Consider the following 22,282-nt stretch of genomic DNA (forward strand, 5'->3'; position numbering starts at 1 on the left):
GCTTCCGAACAGGTCCGATACCCTGGTTCATCGTGACCGCTGCAAATTCAGAGACCGCCCGTGCCCAGTACGACCTGATCGTCGTCGGTTCGGGATTCTTCGGGCTGACCATCGCCGAGCGTGCCGCTACCCAGCTGGGTAAGCGCGTGCTGGTGTTGGATCGCCGTCACCACCTGGGGGGGAACGCATACTCGGAGGCAGAGCCGGAGACCGGCATCGAGGTCCACAAGTACGGTGCCCACCTGTTCCACACCTCCAACAAGAAGGTCTGGGACTACGTCACCCAGTTCACTGAGTTCACGAACTACCAGCACCGCGTCTTCGCGCTGCACAAGGGGCAGGCGTACCAGTTCCCGCTGGGACTCGGTCTCGTGTCGCAGTTCTTCGGTCGGTACTTCACTCCCGAAGAAGCACGCGCCCTCATCGCCGAGCAGTCCAGCGAGATCGATTCGAAGGACGCCTCCAATCTCGAAGAGAAGGCGATCTCCCTGATCGGGCGCCCGCTCTACGAAGCGTTCGTGCGTGACTACACGGCTAAGCAGTGGCAGACCGACCCCACCGAGCTGCCCGCGGCGAATATCGCCCGCCTGCCGGTCCGCTACAACTTCGACAATCGCTACTTCAACGACACGTACGAGGGCCTGCCCGTCGACGGATATACGGCGTGGCTCGAGAACATGGCGAAGGATCCGAAGATCGAGGTCCGCCTCGACACCGATTACTTCGACGTCCGCGACGAACTGCGCACCGCCAGCCCCGACGCCCCTGTCATCTACACGGGCCCGCTCGACCGCTACTTCGACTACTCCGAAGGTGCACTGGGATGGCGCACCCTCGATTTCGAGACCGAGGTTCTGCCCACCGGAGACTTCCAGGGCACCCCGGTCATGAACTACAACGACGCCGACGTGCCGTTCACCCGTATCCACGAGTTCCGTCACTTCCATCCGGAGCGCGAGTACCCGACCGACAAGACCGTCATCATGCGTGAGTTCTCACGTGCCGCGGAGGCGAAGGACGAGCCGTACTACCCGATCAACACTCCAGAGGATCGCGAGAAGCTCTCCGCGTACCGCTCACGCGCCAAGAAGGAGACCGCGGAGAACAAGGTCCTCTTCGGTGGGCGTCTCGGCACCTACCAGTACCTGGACATGCACATGGCGATCGCCAGCGCGCTGACGATGTTCGAGAACACCCTGCGCCCGCATCTCGAAACGGGTGCGGAATTGGCAGGGGAGAGCGAATGAACGCACGTCATCTACTCGAAGGCGAAGATGCCGTCAGCGGCGACGAGGTGACCTACCTCGGCAAGTCCCTGCTTCAGCGGATCATCCTGCCCCGCGCCGGTGAGCCGCTCGACGTCCGCACGTTGTACTTGGAAGAGTCCTGGTCCAACAGTCGGCGGGCGCACTCGACCTCGCGCACGTCGGTAGCGCTCGGCGCCGAGACCGAGGTCTCGTTCGCCACGTACTTCAACGCGTTCCCCGCCAGCTACTGGCGTCGATGGTCCATCCTGAAATCGGTGGTCCTTCGTCTCGAGCTGTCCGGCCACGGCCGCGTCGACATCTACCGTTCCAAGGCGGATTCCTCGCGAATTCACGTGGAAGGCAAGGAATTTGCCGACGGCGATGCCGCGGTCGAGTTCGAGGTGGAACTGGCGCCGTTCGAGGACGGTGGCTGGATCTGGTTCGACATCACCACCGATACGGCAGTGGTCGTCGAGAGCGGCGGCTGGTACGCACCCGTCGAGGCTCCCGGCGAAGCGACTGTCGCCGTTGGTATTCCGACGTTCAACCGTCCGACCGACGCGGTCAAGGCGCTTGCTGCACTGGCTTCGGATCCGCTGGTGTCGGACGTGATCAAGGCCGTCATCATGCCGGATCAGGGCACCCGCAAGGTGCGTGACGAACCCGGATTCGCCGAAGCTGCTGCAGCGCTCGGTGATCGGCTCGCCATTCACGATCAGGGCAACCTCGGCGGCTCGGGCGGATACAGCCGAATCATGTACGAGGCACTCAAGACGACGCAGTGCCAGCACATCCTGTTCATGGACGACGACATCGAGATCGAACCGGACTCGATTCTGCGTGCGCTTTCGTTCTCGCGTTTCGCGAAGTCGCCGATGCTGGTGGGTGGGCAGATGCTCAACCTGCAGGAACGAAGCCACCTCCACGTGATGGGTGAAGTGGTCGACCGCGGCATCTTCATGTGGACCGCGGCACCGAACGTCGAATACGACCACGATTTCTCGAAGAAGCCGCTGCGCGAATCGAAACTCCTGCACCGCCGCATCGACGTCGACTTCAACGGCTGGTGGATGTGCATGATCCCGCGCCAGGTCGCCGAAGAAATCAAGCAGCCGCTACCGCTTTTCATCAAGTGGGACGACTGCGAATACGGTTTGCGCGCAAAGAAAGCCGGATACCCGACCGTCACACTTCCGGGTGCCGCGATCTGGCACATGGCGTGGAGCGACAAGGACGACGCCATCGACTGGCAGGCGTACTTCCACCTCCGTAACCGTCTGGTGGTGGCCGCGCTCCACATGCCGGGCAACGGCCGTGGCCTCGTGGTCAACACGGTGAAGGCAACGCTCAAGCACCTGCTGTGCCTCGAGTACTCCACCGTCGCGATCCAGAACAAGGCCATCGCGGACTTCCTCGCCGGACCCGAGCACGTCGCGAACATGCTGCCGACGGCACTCGGTGAGGTCCACGCCCAGCGCAAGGAATTCTCCGACGCGGTCGTACTGCCGTCGTCGACTGCGTTGCCGCTGCCCTCCGGTGCGGATGTCGGAGACGTGAGCCTGCCGCTGTCGACCGTCGCGAAGATCACCCGGGTCCTCAGGGCCGGAGTGCACAACGTGAAGCCGGCCAAGCCGGAACACCTCGAGCGCCCTCAGCTCAACGTTCCGACCATCGACGCCCGTTGGTTCCTGCTCTCGCAGGTCGACGGCGTCACCGTCACCACGGCCGACGGTCGCGGCGTCGTCTACCGCAAGCGAAACCCGAAACTCGCGCTCGAACTGCTCAAGGAAGCAACACGGTTGCGCCGCGAACTCGCCGCCCGTTTCCCCGAGCTCAAGAAGCAGTACCAGGACGCCGTTCCTTCACTGACCAGCACGGAAAGGTGGGAACGTGTCTTCGGCATCTCCTGAAGTACAGATTCTGGCCGGGATTCAGTCGACCGTCGGGCAGCTGCCGGGAGCCGTCAAGGTCGCCCGCGGTATGTCTCACTTCGGTGAGCACTCCCTCGGGTGGATCGCGATCGCTGCCGTCGGAGCTGCTGTGGACAAGCCGCGTCGACGGGAATGGGCCGGAGCGGCCGTCGGAGCATTCGGTGCACACGCCGCCTCCGTGGTGATCAAACGAGTGGTCAGGCGCAAGCGACCTTCCGATCCTTCGGTGCAGGTCAACGTCTCGACACCGAGCAAGCTCAGCTTCCCGTCATCACACGCGACGTCGACGACGGCGGCGGCTGTGCTGATCGGTCGGCTCACCGGGCTACCCTTACCGGCGTTGCTGGTGCCCCCGATGATGCTTTCGCGTCTGGTCCTGGGAGTTCACTACCCGACCGACGTACTCGCCGGAGCGGCACTGGGAGCCGCATCCGCGGCGGTAGTTCGCCGGGTCGAAGAAGCCAGAGCCGAACAGAAATGTGGAGATAAATGAGCGAGGAACCGGCTACGGTCAGCGGACCCCCGAAGTCCCTGCCCGCCGGCATCGTCAAGGCGCTTCGCCCACGTCAGTGGGTCAAGAACGTCCTTGTGCTGGCAGCGCCCATCGCGGCCGGAACCGCCACCGAAGCCGACGTGCTGTTGCCCGTCGCGCTGGCGTTCGTCGTGTTCTGTATGGCGGCATCAGGCATCTATCTCGTCAACGACGCGATGGATGTCGAAGCCGACCGTGCTCACCCCACGAAGCGATTCCGTCCCATCGCGGCCGGCGTTCTACCCGTCAACATCGCCTACGGCATGGCAGTCGTGCTGCTTGCCGGTGCGATCGGGCTGTCCTTCCTGGCCAACTGGCAACTCGCCGTGGTCATGGGCGTGTACATCGTCATCCAGCTCGCCTACTGCTTCGGTCTCAAGCATCAGGCCGTCATCGACATCTGCATCGTCTCGTCCGGCTTCCTGCTTCGAGCGATCGCCGGTGGCGTTGCCGCCGAGATCGATCTCTCGCAGTGGTTCCTGCTGATGATGGCGTTCGGCTCACTCTTCATGGCGGCAGGCAAGCGCTACGCCGAATTGCAGTTGGCCGAGAAGACCGGCGCCAAGATCCGTAAGTCCCTCGAGAGCTACACGATGACGTACCTGCGTTTCGTGTGGACGATGGCAGCGACGACGCTGGTCCTCTGCTACGGACTGTGGGCGTTCCAACAGGACGCCATCAAGGGCACCAACTGGTACGCCATCTCGATGGTGCCGTTCACCATCGCGGTGCTGCGATACGCGGTGGACGTCGACGGCGGCGAAGCCGGAGAGCCTGAGGAGATCGCGCTCGGTGACCGGGTGCTGCAACTCCTCGCGATTGCGTGGATCGGAGTAGTGGGTGTCGCTGTCTACCTCGTCTGAGCCACGCACCGAGGCCGACCCGCACGTCGACACTGCGGCGAATCGCACCACCCTCAGTCGAGGAGTTTTTCTCGGCGGGGTGGTGCTTGCTGCTGCCCTCATGTTCTGGGGTGCGTGGGAGCGTCGCTGGATCGCCGACGACGGACTCATCGTCTTGCGAACCGTCCGCAACCTGCTTGCGGGGAACGGCCCGGTCTTCAACGCGGGTGAGCGTGTCGAGGCGAACACGAGTACCGCGTGGACGTACATCGTCTACGCGTTCAGTTGGCTCACGCAGATCCGTCTCGAATACGTTGTTCTGACGATCGCGCTCGTACTCTCGACTGCTGCCGTCGTGTTGGCGATGCTCGGCACCGGTCGTCTGTACCGCGGCGTTCGGCCGTCGGCGGGCGGAACGATCCTGCTGGTACCGGCAGGTGTTCTCGTCTACATCGCGGTTCCGCCTGCGCGAGATTTCGCCACTTCCGGGCTCGAGACATGCTTGGTGATCTTCTGGATCGCGCTCCTGTGGGTACTGCTCGTTCGGTGGGCGCAGGCGTCGACGCCGTCCACGGCGTCGATCCTGACTCTCTCGTTCGTGGCCGGACTCGGACCACTGGTTCGACCCGAGATGGCGATTCCCGGTGCTGCCGCGTTGATGATGATCGTTCTCTCCGCAGGCCTGACCTGGAAGATTCGCACACTGATCGTCGTCGTCGCCGGACTTGTCCCGGTGGGCTATCAGATCTGGCGAATGGGCTATTACGCCTTGCCGTACCCGAACACCGCGGTGTCGAAGGACGCCGGTGGCGCGAAGTGGGCGCAGGGTTTTGCGTACCTGTGGAACCTGGTCGGGCCGTACCTGCTCTGGTTGCCGTTGCTGTTCCTGCTCATCGGTGCGCTGCTGCTCGTGTGGCGAAGCCGAGCGGACACACCTACCGCTACCGCAGATCAACCCGCACGCCCGCTGTGGCAGCGCTTTCAGCAGTTTCTGCGCACGCCGCGGGCGATTGTCACCTTCATTCTCGGCAGTGGGCTGATCCTCGGGATCTACTCTCTGCGCGTCGGCGGCGACTTCATGCACGGCCGCGTCCTGTTGCCGGTGCTGTTCTGCCTGCTCATCCCGGTGGCGGTCATTCCGTTGCGGGTGCCGGCGCGGGCAGCGTTCGGAAGTAATCGCGACACCGCGATCTTCGGAGTCTCGGCGGTGCTGTGGATCGGCACGATCATCTGGGCCTTCTTCGCCGCGAACACGACGGGTATGCCCGAAGGATCCGTGGTGGGTCGCTCGGGAATCGTCGACGAGCGAGCGTTCTACGCACTCAACACCGGTCACAAGCATCCGATCCTGGCCGAGGACTACCTCGACTATCCGCGAATGCGTGCCATGGTCGAGACCATCGCGCGGACTCCGGAGGGTGGGCTGCTGCTGCCGTCCGCGAGCTACGACTCCTGGTTCGTCGTCCCACCACCCGGACCGATCGAAGAGCCGGCCGAGCACGTCGTCTTCTTCCTCAACCTCGGAATGACGAGCATGAACGTCGGCCTCGACGTTCGGGTGCTCGATCAGATGGGGCTGGCGTATCCCCTGGCAGCTCACACCGAGCGACTCGAGGACGGCCGGATCGGGCACGACAAGAATCTCTATCCGGATTGGGTGGTCGCGGACACGGGAATGATCGACGTTCGACCGTGGCTGCCGTTCTTCCTCGACGAAGACTGGGTTGCGGACGCAAAGCTGGCCATCACCTGCCCGGAAACTCAGGAGCTGCTCACGTCGTACCGCTCCGAGCTGACCTGGGCCAGATTCAAACAGAACTTCCAGCAGGCATTCGACTTCGCGAAGTACCGATTCGACCGGGTTCCGGCCTACGAATTGGAACGCTGCGGTCTCGTTCCACCGGAGTCACCCAGGTGATGTGATCAGCATCACCGACTGTTGAGGGTTTGAATATTTCGATTCAGTAACACCGAATTGATTGGCCACGATGTACTCGAAGACGATTCACCTAACCTGAATCACCCCCGAGGGGTGATGACGGTGTTGCTCGCGGATTGGGACGTAACGGTCCACCTATTTGTCACAGCTGAACCTGTGACATAAAGTCCAGCGAGCGCAGTGTGACTTGGAAGAGGTCCGCTGCCGACCCGAACTCGTTCGGGCTGGCAGAAAAGCCTGTTCCCCGACGGAATCCGCCGGAACCACTCCACCGAGTGGGTTCCGCAGACGAAGAGAGAGAGCAGTATCCATGCGTTTTGCCAGAAAGAGGCTGACCCAGCGCCTCAAGCACCGAGCGTTGGCCATCGGTGCCGCAGCACTTGTGCTCCCCCTTGCTGCAGGAGTTGCCGGTAGTGCTGTCGCCTCTGCTGCGCCTGCGCACACTGCCCCCAGCCACACCGCCCCCTCCGGCGGATACGACGAGCTGTGGGTGCCCTCCTCGATGGGCAACATCAAGGTCCAGGTCCAGTGGGCCGCTCGCGGCGGAAACGCTGCCCTTTACCTCCTCGACGGCCTGCGTGCGCGTAACGACGCCAACGCGTGGAGCTTCGAGACCAATGCGATGGACCAGTACCGCAACGACAACATCACCCTCGTGATGCCCGTCGGCGGCGAGTCCAGCTTCTACAGCGACTGGTATGCACCGTCGAACTTCAACGGCCAGCAGATCACGTACAAGTGGGAAACCTTCCTCACCGAAGAACTGCCCAACTTCCTCGCGAACTACGGCGTCTCGCCCACCAACAACGCGGTCCTCGGCCTCTCGATGGGTGGCAGCGCTGCTCTGACGCTGGCTGCTTACCACCGTGACCAGTTCAAGTTCGCCGGCTCGCTGTCGGGCTACCTGAACATCTCGGCTCCGGGCATGCGCGAGGCAATCCGCGTCGCAATGCTCGATGCCGGTCGCTTCAACGTCGACTCCATGTGGGGACCGCCGTGGAGCCCGTCCTGGCTGCGCAACGACCCGTTCGTCTTCGCACCGCGTCTGCAGGGCCTGTCGATGTACATCTCGTCGGCAAGCGGCCTGCCCGGTGAATACGACCACCCGCGCGCACCGATCGATTACTACAACACGGCTAACGGCATGGGCCTCGAGGCTCTCGCCCTGGTCAACACTCGTGCATTCCAGATCCGCATGAACTCGCTGGGTATCCCGGCCACCTACAGCTTCCCGTCCAACGGCACGCACTCGTGGCCGTACTGGTCGGCAGAGCTGTGGAAGGCTCGCGGCCAGATCCTCGACACCATGAACGCTTGGTGATCGTGCGCGATCCCGTGACCTAGTCACTTCACCAGTGCCGTTCCGGACTCCTCGAAGGAGAACCGGGACGGCACTTGTGTATTCAGGTGCTGCACAAGCGCCCGATGTCAGTAACAATTGCACCACCAGTAACAGCGCGGCTACCCCAAGCGGGGATCGTTTGCGTGTAGAAATAGTTTCAACGGGGGTCTGGCTGCTCAGGCGGCCACACGATCGACGCGCGGACCGAACGTAAGGAAAGAGAGTGAGCTCATGCGAGTAGGCCTTGCCACGGAGGACCGTCGCCGGTCCCGGGCAACCTTCCGGACAAAGGTCGTCGGCGCACTGGCAGCGATGCTGGTTCTGCCGATCGCCGCGGGCTTGACGACGGCCGGAACCGCGGCAGCCGCGCCGGCACCTGCTCAGGCCGCACCGGCCGCCACCCAGAACCCCACCGGAGCAGCGGTCACGAAGGTCGACTGGCTCAGCGAGCGTCGCGTCGCGCTGTGGGTGAACTCTCCCGCGATGGGCACCCCGATTCAGGTGCAGATCCTCTTGGCCCGCGATTGGAACGTCAATCCGTCGGCCAGCTTCCCCTCGGTCTGGATGCTCGACGGTCTTCGCGCGACCGACAACGAGAACGCCTGGACCTACGAGACCGACGCCGAGTCCTTCTACGCGGACAAGAACGTCAACGTCATCCTCCCGGTCGGCGGTCAGTCCAGCTTCTACTCCGACTGGCTCCAGCCCGACAACGGCAAGAACTACCAGTGGGAGACGTTCCTGACCAAGGAACTGCCCCCCATCCTCGAAAAGGACTGGCGGACCACGCAGACACGCGGTGTCGTCGGTCTGTCGATGGGCGGCACGTCCGCCATGTTCCTCACGGCGCGCAACCCCGGCTTCTTCAAGTTCGCCGCTTCGCTCTCCGGCATCCTCACCACCACCTCGCTCGGCATGCCTCAGGCAATCCAGTTCGCGATGACCGACGCCGGTGGATACAACTCCGCCGCGATGTGGGGACCGCCGTCCAACCCGCAGTGGGCTGCACACGATCCGTACGCGCTCGCCGAGAAGCTCAAGGGCGTCAGCCTGTACGTCTCGAGTGGTAGCGGTACGACCGGCCCGTACGACCAGCCGTCGGGAATTCCCGGCGTGAGCACCAACTACGCAGGCATGGGCCTCGAGATCCTCGCTCGCCTGACCTCGCAGACCTTCGCGACCAAGCTCAACCAGCTCGGAATCCCCGCGCAGGTCAACTACCGCCCGTCCGGAACCCACTCGTGGCCGTACTGGCAGTTCGAGCTTCATCAGCTGTGGCCGCAGTTGGCCAACACCATCGGCGTCGAGGTCGAGAAGCCGGCTTGCGGCACTTCGGGTGAGATCGGTGCGACGGCCGCAGCTAACGGCTGGATCGGTGACTGCATCACCCCCGAGTACAGCGTCGCGGGTGGCCTGGCACAGGACTTCCGCAACGGTCGCATCTACTTCACCAGTGGAACGGGCGCCCAGCCCGTCGCCGGTCGTATCGCCGGCGCGTACATGAACACCGGAGCAGCGGCCGGCCCGCTCGGCTTCCCGCGTACCCCCGAACTCGGTACCCCCGACGGACGCGGACGCTTCAACCACTTCCAGAACGGCTCCATCTACTGGACCCCGCAGACCGGCGCTCACCCCGTCAGCGGTGACATCCTCGCCGAGTGGTCCGCACAGGGTTGGGAAGGTGGCCCGCTCGGCTACCCGACTGCCGACGAGATCGCGACCCCCGGCAAGCCGGGCAAGGTCCAGGGATTCGAGATCGGCGCAATGTACAGCAGCGCCAATGGAACTCACGCGGTTCTCGGAATGATCATGGGCAAGTACGGCGAACTCGGCTGGGAAAACGGCTGGCTCGGATTCCCGAAGTCGAACGAGGTTCCGATCAAGGACAACGGACGCTTCACCGAGTTCGAGGGCGGCAACATCTACTGGAGCCCCGGCACCGGTGCATGGTCCGTCGAGAACGGTCCGCTGTTCGACGGTTGGAAGAGCGTCGGATACGAAGGTGGACGACTCGGATTCCCGATCAGTGACAAGTTCGACATTCCCGGTGGTGTCCAGCAGAACTTCCAGTTCGGCTACATCACGGTGATCGGTGACAAGACAGAAGTTCACTAACTCACAGTGGTGCACGACGGGCGGGCCCGATCACGGATCGGTGCCCGCCCGCGTGCGTTGCGTAACCTGTTGATGGACTTTCGACTGAAGGCAAGGACGGACATTGATGTCGCTTTTCTCGGGTAACCGAAACACTTGTGCACGCGCGATCGCGGTCGGCGCCCTGGCGCTCGCCACCGGTGGCGCGCTTGTCGCGTGCGGTAGTGACGACTCCACTGCAACCTCCAATCCGGTCACCACGACGTCCGCGGCGGCTTCGTCCTCGAGCGGTTCGGCATCTGCGTCCGCCTCTGCGACCACGACGGCGTCGGCTGCGCCCACCAGTCCGGGAGCCGCGGCCACCGCGCCGCCGGAGCAGCCGCAGAGCATCGAGGGCTTCCCGGGTCCCACAGTCGTCGAGGTCAGTCCCGAGGCACAGAAGTTCCTCGACGGACTGAAGGCGAAGGGCATCACCCCAGCCGGTGACGGAAGCATCGCCGTCAACACGGCCAATTACATCTGCGCTGCCGGTCCTCAGACCGACGACGAGGTCCTGACCTTCGTGACCGCCTTCGTCGGCCAGGAAGCGTCGGCGGAAGGCAAGCAGATCACTCCCGAGCAGGCAGGTGCGAACGCTCAGATCTACATCGACGTCGCCAACGCCACCTACTGCAAGTAGGCGCGGGTCATGGCGAGGTCTGGAAAGCGTCGTGGGTGCCTGATCCCGCTGCTGATCATTCTTGTGGTCGCAGCGGTCGTGATCGGCGGTTGGTACATCCTGGCCGGGCGGGTGCCTTCGCCGACTCCGATCCCGCCGAGCCCGGAGCCTCCGGTGTCTCAGCCGGCCAGTTGCCCCGATGTCCAGGTAGTAGCCATACCGGGTACGTGGGAGTCGAGCGCTACCGACGACCCGTACAACCCGACGGCCAATCCGGCGTCGTTGATGCTGAACGTGACCCGTCCTCTGCAGGAGAAGTTCGATACTTCACGGGCCGACGTCTACACCGTTCCGTATGTCGCACAGTTTTCGAATCCGGTTGCGATCCCGCCGGACGGACAGCAGTCCTACAACAACAGTCGGGCCGCGGGAACTGCTGCCACTAACGACTTTCTGATGAAGCGGCACGCCGAGTGCCCGCTCACGAGTTACGTCCTGACCGGATTTTCCCAGGGCGCGGTGATCGCGGGTGACGTCGCCGCGAGTATCGGCGACGGTACCGGCGCGGTGCCTGCCGATCTGGTTCTGGGCGTCGGCTTGATCGCCGACGGTCGGCGCGATCCGGCGTTCGGGAACACCGTTGGCCCGAGCGTTGCCGGTGTCGGCGCCGAGCTGTCGCTGAACGGGCTGAAGCTGCCCGGTCTCACGATGACCGGCCCGAGGCCCGGCGGGTTCGGTGACCTCAACGATCGGACCTATCAGATCTGCGCGCCGAGCGACGGTATCTGCGACGCGCCGGCAGCCGCTCTCAACCCGACCAACTGGCTGAGTTCGGCGCCGCGACTGCTCGAGTACTACAACAACCCTGTGCACGCGATGTACAACTCCTTCCAAGTCGATCCGAACGGCACGACGGCCACCCAATGGATGGCACAGTGGGCTGCGGAGAAGATCGACGCTGCACCGACGCCGCCCCACAGTTGAGTCACCGCCGCACTGTTGATTCGTCACAATCGGGCGTCTCGGGAGTTCGCTCGCGGGTAATCTGCTCGTTTGGTCCCGGTAGAGTGCTGCACGGTCCGGGGGCTTCCTCTACAGTGCTGTCACGTAAGTGACTGGCGAGTAGGTTCGATTTGTCCGAGTTTGTAGTTCGAGTACGACGTACGTGTCCATCACAGGAGATCGATATATGAGTTCCACCCACGGCAGCGATGCCCTACGCAAATTTCGGTTTGCGGCCGGTGGCGAGGGCAACGCCGAAGAGGGTGGTGCGCGACGCTTCGTCAAGCTCGCGCAGAAGGCCGAGGAACTCGGCTACGACTCGTTCATGATTCCGGATCACCTGGGTAATCAGGTCGGCCCGATCGCCGCTCTCGGAGCGCTCGCGGTGGCCACCGACAAGATTCGTCTCGGCACCGCCGTGTTGGCCAACGGCTTCCGTCATCCTGCTGTGCTCGCGAAGGACGCGGCGACTATCGACGTGCTGTCCGGTGGTCGACTCGAACTCGGTATCGGTGCGGGCTGGATGAAGGAAGAGTTCGACAAGGGCGGCATCGCCTACGAAAGTCCGGGCGTTCGCATCGAGAAGCTCGAGGAGTCTCTGCAGATTCTCGACGTTCTTCTGCGCGGGCAGGAATGCACTTTCGAAGGCAAGCACTATCAGGTGCGCGGCCTCAAGGGCAGCCCGCGACCGCGGCAGGGCCCGCGGCCACCGATCATCGTGGGCGGCGGAGGCCCGAAGATGCTTGCTCTCGCGGCGAAGTACGCGGACATCATCTCGGTCGCCACACCGACCAACCGTGACGGGCGGCTTCTGCTCTCCGGAATCACGATGGAAAAGACCATCGAACGTGTCGAGCGGATCCGCGAAGCTGCCGGCGAGCGTTTCGATGAGATCGAACTCAACTGGACCATCACCATGATCATGATCACCGACGATCGAGAGCAGGCTGCCGAAATGGCAATCGCCGCTCTGGACCAAGGTTTTCCGCCGAACATCGAAGTGGATCGTAAGCTGAGCGTGGAGGAGCTGTTGAACTCTCCATACCTGGCTGTGGGCACTTTCGAGGAAATCGCAGACCAGATTCGACTGGTCCGCGAGAAGACGTCGATGTCGTACGTCGGGGTCTTCCCGACGCAGATGGAAGCGTTCGCCCCGATCATCCCGTTACTGGCGGGCGAGTAGGCCGGAGAATACGGACGATGCGAATCTGTAACATATCGATGGTTTGGGATCGATGAAGTGATTCAGGTGAGTTGCGCACAAAGTGCGATTCGATTGATCGAAGATGGACCCGAGAGAGCGAAGGAAGTCTGGGGCGCAGGCATGAAAGACAGTGCTTGTGTGATCGCTTCGGAGGAGATGGAATGAACGCGCTGTTCGATGGCTTTCTCGACGAGAAGGGCCAGATCCGCCTGCAACCAGGCTTCACGCTGGTCGACTACGTCGAGCAACACTCGCGTGTCAACGCGGACGAGCTCGCGTATCGGTACATCGACTACTCACGCGAGCGTGACGGTGAAGCCCTGGAGCTGACCTGGGAGCAGTTCGGTGTGCGTCTGCGCGCTGTTGCAGCCCGTCTGCAGCAGGTCACCAAGCGTGGCGACCGTGTCGCGATTCTTGCTCCGCAGGGACTCGACTACGTCATTTCGTTCTTCGCGGCCATTCAGGCCGGTTCCATCGCGGTGCCGCTCTTCGATCCGGACGAGCCCGGTCACACCGACCGTCTTCACGCTGTTCTCGGTGACTGCAAGCCGACTGCGATTCTGACTGCCGCATCGTCGGCAGCCGGTGTTCGACAGTTGTTCCGCTCGCTTCCCGCTGCCGAGCGTCCGCGCATCATCGCCGTCGACGCGATTCCCGACACCGTCGGTGAAACGTGGGTTCGTCCCGACATCGAACTCGACGACATCGCGTACCTGCAGTACACCTCGGGTTCGACCCGAGTTCCCGCCGGCGTGGAGATCACCCATCGTGCTGTCGGAACGAACGCGCTCCAGATGGTCGACTCCATCGAACTCAACGAGGACTCACGCGGCGTCACATGGCTGCCGCTGTTCCACGACATGGGCCTGCTGACGGTCATCCTGCCTGCTCTGGGCGGCAAGTACATCACCATCATGAGCCCGCGCGCTTTCGTGCAGCGGCCGTACCGGTGGATCAAGGAACTTGCTGCGGTTTCCGACGGCGCCGGCACCTTTGCTGCCGCTCCCAACTTCGCTTTCGAGCACGCTGCCGCGCGTGGCCTGCCGAAGGACGGCGAGACCCTGGACCTGAGCAACGTCATCGGACTGATCAACGGCAGTGAGCCGGTCACGACGTCGTCGATGCGCAAGTTCAACGACGCTTTTGCTCAGTACGGTCTGCCCAAGACTGCGATCAAGCCGTCGTACGGCATGGCTGAGGCGACGCTCTTCGTCTCCTCGACCAAGCATTCCGACGAGGCCAAGGTCATCTACGTCGACCGCACGGAACTCAACAAGGGACGCATGGTCATCGTCGACCAGTACTCCGAGAACGCAATCGCGCAGGTCTCCTGTGGGTACGTCTCGCGCAGTCAGTGGGCGGCGATCGTCGATCCCGAGACGCTGACCGAGGTCCCCGACAATCACGTCGGCGAGATCTGGTTGCACGGCGAGAACATCGGTATCGGCTACTGGGGTCGCCCCGACGAGACGGCGGAGACCTTCCACAACAAGCTGGACAATCGGTTGAGCGAAGACAGCCACACCGAGGGCACGCCGGCGGATGCCAACTGGATGCGTACCGGCGACTTCGGCGTCTACGTCGACGGCGAGCTGTACATCACCGGGCGCGTCAAGGACCTCGTGATCGTCGACGGTCGCAATCATTACCCGCAGGACCTCGAGGCTTCGGCTCAGGAAGCCAGCCCGGCTCTGCGCCCCGGCTTCATCGCTGCGTTTGCCGTACCGGCCAACCAGCTGCCGTCCGTCGTGTTCTCCAACACGCACTCGGGTCTGAAGTTCGACGACGACGATTCCTCGGAGCAGTTGGTCATCGTGGCCGAGCGTGCTCCCGGCGCAGGCAAGGCCGATCCGCAGCCGATCGCGGACACCGTGCGTGCGGCGATTTCTTCCCGTCACGGTGTTACGGCCCGAGACATCCTGCTCGTCCCCGCGGGTTCGATTCCGCGTACGTCCAGCGGCAAGATCGCTCGCCGCGCGTGTAAGGCGAGCTATATCGAGGGAACGTTGCGAGGCGGCTATCAGCAGACCGCATTCCCCGATAGCGTTTGAGGAGCAGTCCCTTCATGATCGGTGGCTTGGTGAGTTGATGGTTGAACAAGATGGTGCGCAGAGCAAAGACGTTGTGAGCGAGATGAGTGTCGCGCAGCTGCGTGAGTGGCTTCGCAATTGGATCGCCAACGCGACCGGTCAGCCGGCGGGTTCGATCACGGACGATCGCCCGATGGAAGAGTTCGGGCTCGCCTCGCGGGACGCAGTCGCTCTGAGCGGAGACATCGAGGATCTGCTCGGCGTCACGCTGACCGCCACGGTTGCCTATCAACACCCCACCATCGCTTCGCTGGCTACTCGGATCATCGAAGGTGAGCCCGAGGCGCCGCAGGAGACCGTCGACGCCTCGTACTACGTCTCAGGCGGCACGACGGACGCTCACGACATCGCCATCGTCGGACTGTCCACACGATTCCCCGGTGCCGGGCACACGCCTTCGGACATGTGGGAAATGCTGGCGGACGGACGCGACGGCATCAGCGACCTCCCCGAGGACCGCTGGGCCGAGTTCATGTCGGATCCCGCCATCAAGGCCGCGGTCGAGAACGCGAACACCAAGGGCGGGTACCTCGACGACGTCAAGGGCTTCGACGCCGAGTTCTTCGCGATGTCTCCGCTCGAGGTCGTCAACGTCGATCCGCAGCAGCGCCTCGCACTCGAACTCGCGTGGGAAGCACTCGAGCACGCTCGCATTCCGGCCAGTGGGCTCAAGGGCAAGCAGGTCGGTGTTTTCATCGGCAGTTCCGCCAACGACTACCAGTTGCTCGCGGTCAGTGATCCGACGACGGCGCATCCGTACGCGTTGACCGGAACGTCGACGGCGATCGTCGCGAACCGGGTCTCGTACTTCTTCGACTTCCGTGGACCGTCCATCGCTCTGGACACCGCGTGTTCGTCTTCGCTGGTTGCCGTTCACGAGGCTGTGCGCTCGCTGCGCAGCGGTGACTCCAACATCGCGCTGGCCGGTGGCGTCAACATGCTGCTGGCCCCTCCCGGAACCCTCGGTTTCGATCAGACCGGGATGCTTGCTCCCGACGGAAAACTGCGTGCCTTCTCCGCTCAGGCTCAGGGCATCGTTCGCAGTGAGGGCGGCGGACTCGTCGTGCTCAAGCGTCTCGAAGACGCCGAGCGTGACGGAGATTCCATCCTCGCGGTGATCGCCGGATCCGCGGTCAACCAGGACGGCCGTTCCAACGGTCTGCTCGCACCCAATCCCGATGCCCAGGCCGACGTGTTGCGTTTCGCGTACCGCGACGCCGGAATCTTGCCGACCACCGTCGACTACATCGAGGCGCACGGAACGGGTACCGATCTCGGTGATCCCATCGAGGCCGACGCGCTCAGTCGTGTCGTCGGTCGTGGTCGTGACGAAGACAAGCCGGCTCTGCTCGGTAGTGCGAAGACCAACTTCGGGCACCTGGAAGCAGCTGCGGGCGCCGCCGGCCTGATCAAGGTCGTTCTGGCGATGCAGGAAAACAAGATTCCCGCGACGATCAACTACCTGGGCCCGAACCCGCACATCGACTTCGAGAAGTCGCACCTGCAGGTGACGCCCGAGGCCACCGACTGGCCGCGCTACACCGGCAAGGCTGTCGCCGGTGTCTCCGGTTTCGGTTTCGGTGGAACCAACGCGCACGTCGTGGTCAAGGAGTACGTACCTGCCGACGCGGTAGTCGATGAACCGGTTGTGGATGCCCCGGTGGTCGACGAACCGGCAGCAGAGAACGAGAGCACCGTTGTGCTGGCCGTGTCCGGCGCGCTGCCGTCGCGTCGTCGCCGCGCAGCCGCTGATCTGGCCGACTGGCTCGAAACCGAAGAGGGAAGCAAGACGCCCCTCGCCGACGTCGCCCGCACACTCGCGCGTCGCAACCACGGACGCTCGCGCGCCGCTGTTCTGGCGAAGACGCGCTCCGAGGCCATCAGCTCGCTGCGCGCCGTCGCCGCAGGCAAGCCTGCTCAAGGAGTCTTCTCCGCCGACTCGCCGTCGCCCAAGGGCGCGGTGTGGGTGTTCTCGGGCTTCGGCTCGCAGCACCGCAAGATGGCCAAGCAGCTCTACACGGAGAACTCGGCCTTCAAGGCGGCCGTCGACGAGGTCGACGCGCTGATCCAGGACGAGGCCGGTTACTCGATGGTCGAGATGTTCCTCGACGATTCGATCGAGTACAACGTCGAGACCGCGCAGGTGGGAATCTTCACCATCCAGGTCGGTCTGGCCGCGTTGCTGCGTCACCACGGCGCCGAGGCCGAAGCCGTGGTTCCGCACTCGATGGGTGAGGCCGCTGCCGCGTACGTTTCCGGCGGCCTGAACCTGGAAGACGCTGTCCGCGTGATCTGTTCACGTTCACGGCTGATGGGTGAGGCCGAGGGCGCACTTGTCGGTGACGACATCCGTCTGATGGCTCTGCTCGAGTACAGCGCATCCGAGATCGAGGCGCTACTGCCCACGTACCCCAAGCTCGAGGTCTGTGTTTACGCAGCTCCGACGCACACGGTGATCGGTGGACCACAGCCGGACATCGAGGCGATCGTCGCGGCCGCCGAGGCCGACGGCAAGATGGCGCGTGTCCTGCAGACCAAGGGTGCCAGCCACACCTCACAGGTCGATCCGTTGCTCGGCGAGCTTGCCGCGGAGTTGGCCGGTATCGAGCCGACCACGTTGAAGCTCGGCGTCTACTCGTCCGTCGACAAGGACACTTTCTACCGTCCCGGTCACGAGCCGATCCATCAAGAGGCGTACTGGGTCAAGGGTCTTCGCCACAGCGTGTACTTCACCAATGCGGTACGCGGTGCAGTTGCCCACGGCCACACCACTTTTGTCGAGCTTGCACCCAACCCGGTGACGCTGATGTCGGTGGCGGCTACCGCTTTCGATTCGGGCCTGCACGACATGGAGCTCATCCAGACGCTCAAGCGTAAGGAAGACGAGTCCGCGGGTGTTCTTGCCGCTCTCGCGCAGCTGTACGTGCACGGCCATGCCGTGAACCTCGAGTCTCTGCTTCCCGCAGGCGATTTCGCTTCGGTTCCGCGTACCGCATTCCTGCGTAAGCCGTATTGGCTCGACATTCGCGTCAGTGCCGGCGGTTCGGCTCGCGTACCCGGTTCGCACGTCGCTCTGCCCGACGGCCGCCACGTATGGGAGGTCGACGCATCCGCCGTCACCGATCTGGCTGTGCTCGTGAGCGCTGCTGCCGGACAGGTGCTCTCGGATGTCGCTCTCACCGCTGCCGTTCCCCATGGTGAGCTGGCCGGCGCTGCGACCCTGACCACGACACTCAACCCGCATCCGGGTGGAGCGTCGGTGCAGGTGCACGCCCGTGAGGGTGCTACGTTCCGTTTGCTGTTCGACGCCGTCGTCACGTCCGGTGAGCCGCTGCCCGAGCTGGTCGTCAGCGCGCCGGTCAAGACCAGTGCGCCGATGGAATCCCTGGCCGAGGTCGTCGAAGACGCCGGAGACAAGTGGGATCCGAACGGTTCGCAGAGCCTCGACGACCGCCTCAAGATCGTGGTAGCCGAGTCGATGGGGTACTCGCCGGAGGATCTGCCGGCCGAGGTTCCGCTCATCGAACTGGGTCTCGACTCGCTCATGGCGATGCGTATCAAGAACCGCGTCGAGTACGAGTTCGACATTCCGCAGCTCCAGCTCCAGGCAGTCAAGGATGCGAGCCTCAACGAGGTCAACAAGTACCTGCGCTACGCGATCGACAATCGCGAAGAGGTTCAGGCGATGGCCGACAAGCAGGCCGCGGAGAAGTTGGCGGCCGACGCTGCTGACGAGGACGTTGCTCCCGCCGAGGTGGCAGTGGAACTACCTACCACTGCTCCGGTTGCTGCTGCGCCTTCCGATCCTTCTCGAGCCGGAACTGCCGACGACGCAGGCTCGGACGTTCCGCCGCGAGATGCGGCCGAGCGCTTGACGTTTGCGACGTGGGCGGTTGTCACCGGGAAGTCGGCCAAGGGCATCTTCAACGATCTGCCGATCGTCGGTGACGAGGTCGCCGAGAAGCTTGCTGCTCGGCTTTCCGAGCGTGCCGGTGGCGAGATCACTCTCGACGACGTTCTCGACTCCACCACCATCGAAGAGCTTGCGGACGTCGTTCGCCAGTACCTCGAGGACGACGGCAAGATCGACGGACTCGTGCGTACTCTGCGTGCCCGCCCCGAAGGTTCTACTGCCGTACCGGTATTCGTCTTCCATGCTGCCGGTGGTTCGACGGTGACGTACGAGCCTCTGCTCAAGCGCCTGCCCGCCGGCACGCCGATGTACGGATTCGAGCGGGTCGAGGGCTCGATCGAAACCCGCGCTGCTGCTTACGTTCCGCTGCTGCGTGAGATCCAGGGCGACGGGCCGTACGTGCTGTGTGGCTGGTCGTTCGGTGGCGTGATGTCGTATGCGGTCGCGAAGTTGCTGCGCGAGCAGGGCGCCGACGTGCGTGTGGTCGGGCTGCTCGACACCGTCATGGCCGGCGAGGTCGTGCCGGACACCGAGGCGGAACGACGCAAGCGTTGGGAGCGCTACGGCAAGTTCGCCAAGCGCACCTACAACCTGGATGTGCCGCTGCCGCTTGACGTTCTGGCTTCCACCGAAGCCGACGAGGATCAGATCCAGATCTTGATGGACATGATCAAGATGAGCGGCGCCAAGATTCCCGGCGGCATCATCGAGCATCAGCGGACGTCGTGGTTGGACAATCGCGCCATCCAGACGGCCGAGTTCAGCAGTTACGACGGCGACGTCGTGCTCTACATGGCTGACAAGTACCACGACGAGCTGATGACGCTCGAGCCTGCATTCAAGACCCGCAAGGCGGATGGTGGCTGGGGTGACTACGTGAAGAACCTCGAGGTCGTCTACATCGGCGGGGACCACCTGCAGATCGTCGACGAGCCGTACATCGCGAAGGTTGCGGCAGACCTCACCACCAAGCTGGCCCAGATCGAGACAGCTCAGACCAAAGCAGCGGAAACCGGAGTTCAGAAGTGACGACAACCACCGCGGAGAAGCTCGCTGAACTCCGCGAAAAGTTGGAGAAGGCAAAGGAACCCGGCTCGGCTCGGGCCATTGCCAAGCGCGATGCAGCAGGGCACAGCACGCCGCGCCAGCGCATCGACATGTTGCTCGACCCCGGTAGCTTCATCGAGATCGGTGCCCTGGTGAAGATGGCGGGCGAGGGCAACCCGTACAGCGACGGCGTCATGACCGGTCACGGAACCGTCGACGGGCGTCCGGTAGCCGTGTTCGCGCACGATCAGACGGTGTTCGGCGGTGCCGCCGGAGAGATGTTCGGCCGTAAGGTCGCAGCTGTCAACGATTTTGCGCTGAAGGTGGGCTGCCCGGTCGTCGGTATCAACGATTCCGGTGGAGCTCGCATCCAGGACGCCGTTTCCTCGTTGGCCTGGTACGCCAACATGGGTTCACGTCAGGAGCCGTTGTCCGGCCTGTGCCCGCAGATCTCGGTCATCCTCGGTAAATGCGCCGGCGGTGCCGTGTACGCCCCGATCAACACGGACGTCGTGGTCGCGACCGAAGAGTCGTACATGTTCGTCACCGGACCCGACGTCATCAAGTCGGTCACCGGCGAAGAGGTCAGCCTCGAGGACTTGGGTGGAGCCCGCAAGCAGGCGGAGTACGGAAACATCCATCACGTCGCTCCCGACGAGAAGGCTGCCTTCGACTGGGTGCGTGAGTACCTGAGCTTCATGCCGTCGTCGTGCCAGGAGAAGGCGCCGCTGATCAACCCGGGCCTCGAACCCGAGATCACCGAGTCGGATCTCGAACTCAATGCGTTCATGCCGGATGCCGACAACGCCGGCTACGACATGCACGACATCATTCTGCGGATCTTCGACGACGGCACTTTCCACGAAATCGGAGCCCAGGTCGCGCACAACGTGATCACCGGATTCTCCCGCGTCGACGGCCTGCCCGTCGGTGTCGTGGCCAACCAGCCCACGTACCTCAGTGGCGCCCTCGACGCGGACAGCTCCGACAAGGCCGCCCACTTCGTGCGTCTGTGCGACGCTTTCAACATCCCGCTCGTCTTCGTCGTCGACACACCGGGCTTCCTTCCCGGCGTCGATCAGGAAAAGGTCGGCGTCATCAAGCGCGGCGGGCGTTTCCTGTTCTCGTACATCGAAGCCACTGTGCCGAAGGTGACTGTGGTGGTTCGTAAGGCGTACGGCGGCGGTTATGCCGTCATGGGCTGCAAGCAGCTCGGTGCCGACATCAACCTCGCGTGGCCGACCGCTCGTATCGCCGTGATGGGCGCCGAGGGTGCCGTCAACATCATGGGGCGGCGTCAGCTCGCCGAGGCCGGTGAGAATGCACCCGCGGTGCGTGCTCAGCTGATCAACTTCTACAACGAGTTCGTCGCGACGCCGTACATCGCGGCCGAGCGCGGATACATCGACGCGGTGATCGAGCCTTCGCAGACGCGTCTCGAGATCCGTAAGGCTCTGAAGTTGCTCGCGGACAAGACGATCTTCAAGAACCCGCGCAAGCACAACTTGATGCCGCTCTAGTTCTTTTTGTCACCGAGGGCGTCGAACTGGCGGCGTAGCGCTTCTATCGCCGCCAGGACGGCCGGCCTTTCGCTGTCTGTCCGCCAGGCGAGGTAGATGTCTCGGCCGAGCGGCGGAACCGTGTCGAGCATTCGAACACCTTCCGGCGGTACAACTCTCGCCAGACGTGGAATCAATGCGACGGCGAGGCCCTGAGCGACGAATTCGACCTGGGTGGGAAACTCGGCGACCTCGTACTCGATTCGTGGGTCGAACCCCTGCGCGCGCAGGGTCCGGACGGTGAAGGTGTGAAAGTCCGTTCCCCGTGTCCACGTCGCCCAGGCATGCTCGGACAGCTCGCTGAGCGCGACGACCTTGTTCTCCGCCAGCGGATGTGACGTCGGGAGAGCGAGCAGCGCCACGTCGTCGTACACGGGCGTGAAGGAGAGTCCGTCGGGAAGTTCGACGGGCAGAGTGCTCCAACTGTCGACCACCACGACGTCGAGGTCGCGGCGAATCAGTGCGGGGAGCAGTTCTTCGGATTCGCCTTCGTTGAAGGTGATTTCGAGCTGCGGGTGCGCATGCCTGATTTCGGCGATGGCTCGCGGCAGCACCGTCCTGCTGGGGGAGACCAGGGCGCCGATACGTACGCGGCCCGTCACCTCGCTCTGCAGCGACGCGATTTCCGCCTCGGCCTGGGCGAGCGTCGAGAGAACCTCTGCGGTTCGGCGCGCGAGGATTCGGCCCGCTTCGGTAAGTCGTACACCGCGGCCCTGCGGTTCGAGGAGCGGAACACCGACCTCTCGCTCGAGTTTGTTCAACTGCTGCGAAATCCCGGATGGTGTGACATGCAAAGTGCGGGCGGCCGCCGCTACTGATCCGTTCTCGGCGACAGCGTGCAGGGCGCGGAGTCTTTCGAGATTCAACACAGTAGTAATGCTA

At 63.6% G+C, this 22,282-nt stretch carries 14 protein-coding genes; 13 read left to right on the plus strand and 1 reads right to left on the minus strand.

The genetic code is table 11. The features are described 5' to 3' along the window. Nucleotides 1–32 precede the first annotated feature (32 nt). From glf to KTR60_RS01075, 13 genes are all read left to right on the plus strand, one after another. Nucleotides 33–1,247 carry a UDP-galactopyranose mutase gene (gene glf, locus KTR60_RS01015; RefSeq protein ID WP_064113799.1) on the plus strand — a complete coding sequence of 405 codons (1,215 nt, stop codon included), beginning with the start codon at nucleotides 33–35 and terminating at the stop codon, nucleotides 1,245–1,247. Further along, entirely contained in the window at nucleotides 1,244–3,157 is a 1,914-nt protein-coding gene (locus KTR60_RS01020; protein WP_007731821.1) for a glycosyltransferase, read from the plus strand. Before glf ends, KTR60_RS01020 begins: the two co-directional genes overlap by 4 nt. Next, nucleotides 3,138–3,671, plus strand: a complete 534-nt coding sequence (locus tag KTR60_RS01025) for a phosphatase PAP2 family protein (RefSeq protein ID WP_003943893.1) — start codon at nucleotides 3,138–3,140, stop codon at nucleotides 3,669–3,671. Before KTR60_RS01020 ends, KTR60_RS01025 begins: the two co-directional genes overlap by 20 nt. Then, the gene (locus KTR60_RS01030) at nucleotides 3,668–4,573 is read left to right on the plus strand and encodes a decaprenyl-phosphate phosphoribosyltransferase (RefSeq protein ID WP_003943808.1); all 906 of its coding nucleotides are present in this window, start codon (nucleotides 3,668–3,670) and stop codon (nucleotides 4,571–4,573) included. Before KTR60_RS01025 ends, KTR60_RS01030 begins: the two co-directional genes overlap by 4 nt. After that, nucleotides 4,551–6,470 carry a flagellar motor control protein ZomB gene (zomB, locus tag KTR60_RS01035; RefSeq protein ID WP_042921227.1) on the plus strand — a complete coding sequence of 640 codons (1,920 nt, stop codon included), beginning with the start codon at nucleotides 4,551–4,553 and terminating at the stop codon, nucleotides 6,468–6,470. The genes KTR60_RS01030 and zomB overlap by 23 nt, the downstream gene beginning before the upstream one ends. 331 nt (nucleotides 6,471–6,801) lie before the next feature. Further along, entirely contained in the window at nucleotides 6,802–7,812 is a 1,011-nt protein-coding gene (locus KTR60_RS01040; protein WP_007731818.1) for an alpha/beta hydrolase, read from the plus strand. Nucleotides 7,813–8,064: 252 nt separating this feature from the next. Beyond that, entirely contained in the window at nucleotides 8,065–9,948 is a 1,884-nt protein-coding gene (locus tag KTR60_RS01045) for an alpha/beta hydrolase-fold protein (protein ID WP_162114001.1), read from the plus strand. Between the two features lie 106 nt (nucleotides 9,949–10,054). Further along, nucleotides 10,055–10,606, plus strand: coding sequence for a DUF732 domain-containing protein (locus KTR60_RS01050; protein ID WP_003943980.1), 552 nt, complete (start codon nucleotides 10,055–10,057; stop codon nucleotides 10,604–10,606). A 9-nt stretch (nucleotides 10,607–10,615) separates the two neighbouring features. Beyond that, a complete protein-coding gene (locus KTR60_RS01055) occupies nucleotides 10,616–11,569 on the plus strand; it encodes a cutinase family protein (protein ID WP_003943848.1) in 954 nt (317 codons plus the stop codon). Nucleotides 11,570–11,774: 205 nt separating this feature from the next. Continuing rightward, a complete protein-coding gene (locus KTR60_RS01060) occupies nucleotides 11,775–12,770 on the plus strand; it encodes an LLM class F420-dependent oxidoreductase (RefSeq protein WP_007731815.1) in 996 nt (331 codons plus the stop codon). Between the two features lie 182 nt (nucleotides 12,771–12,952). Next, nucleotides 12,953–14,842, plus strand: coding sequence for a long-chain-fatty-acid--AMP ligase FadD32 (gene fadD32, locus KTR60_RS01065; protein ID WP_003943899.1), 1,890 nt, complete (start codon nucleotides 12,953–12,955; stop codon nucleotides 14,840–14,842). A gap of 37 nt (nucleotides 14,843–14,879) precedes the next feature. Beyond that, nucleotides 14,880–19,823 (plus strand): polyketide synthase Pks13, encoded by a 4,944-nt coding sequence (pks13, locus tag KTR60_RS01070; RefSeq protein ID WP_007731814.1) that lies wholly within the window; start codon nucleotides 14,880–14,882, stop codon nucleotides 19,821–19,823. Further along, complete coding sequence (locus tag KTR60_RS01075) at nucleotides 19,820–21,361, plus strand: acyl-CoA carboxylase subunit beta (protein ID WP_003943957.1); 1,542 nt, start codon at nucleotides 19,820–19,822, stop codon at nucleotides 21,359–21,361. Before pks13 ends, KTR60_RS01075 begins: the two co-directional genes overlap by 4 nt. Here KTR60_RS01075 and KTR60_RS01080 read toward each other — a convergent pair. Next, nucleotides 21,358–22,269 carry a LysR family transcriptional regulator gene (locus KTR60_RS01080; protein WP_065351773.1) on the minus strand — a complete coding sequence of 304 codons (912 nt, stop codon included), beginning with the start codon at nucleotides 22,267–22,269 and terminating at the stop codon, nucleotides 21,358–21,360. The two genes, KTR60_RS01075 and KTR60_RS01080, sit on opposite strands and share 4 nt — an antisense overlap. Nucleotides 22,270–22,282: the final 13 nt, after the last annotated feature.

The organism is Rhodococcus sp. C1 (genome assembly GCF_020809065.1).
Classification (GTDB): domain Bacteria; phylum Actinomycetota; class Actinomycetes; order Mycobacteriales; family Mycobacteriaceae; genus Rhodococcus_F; species Rhodococcus_F qingshengii.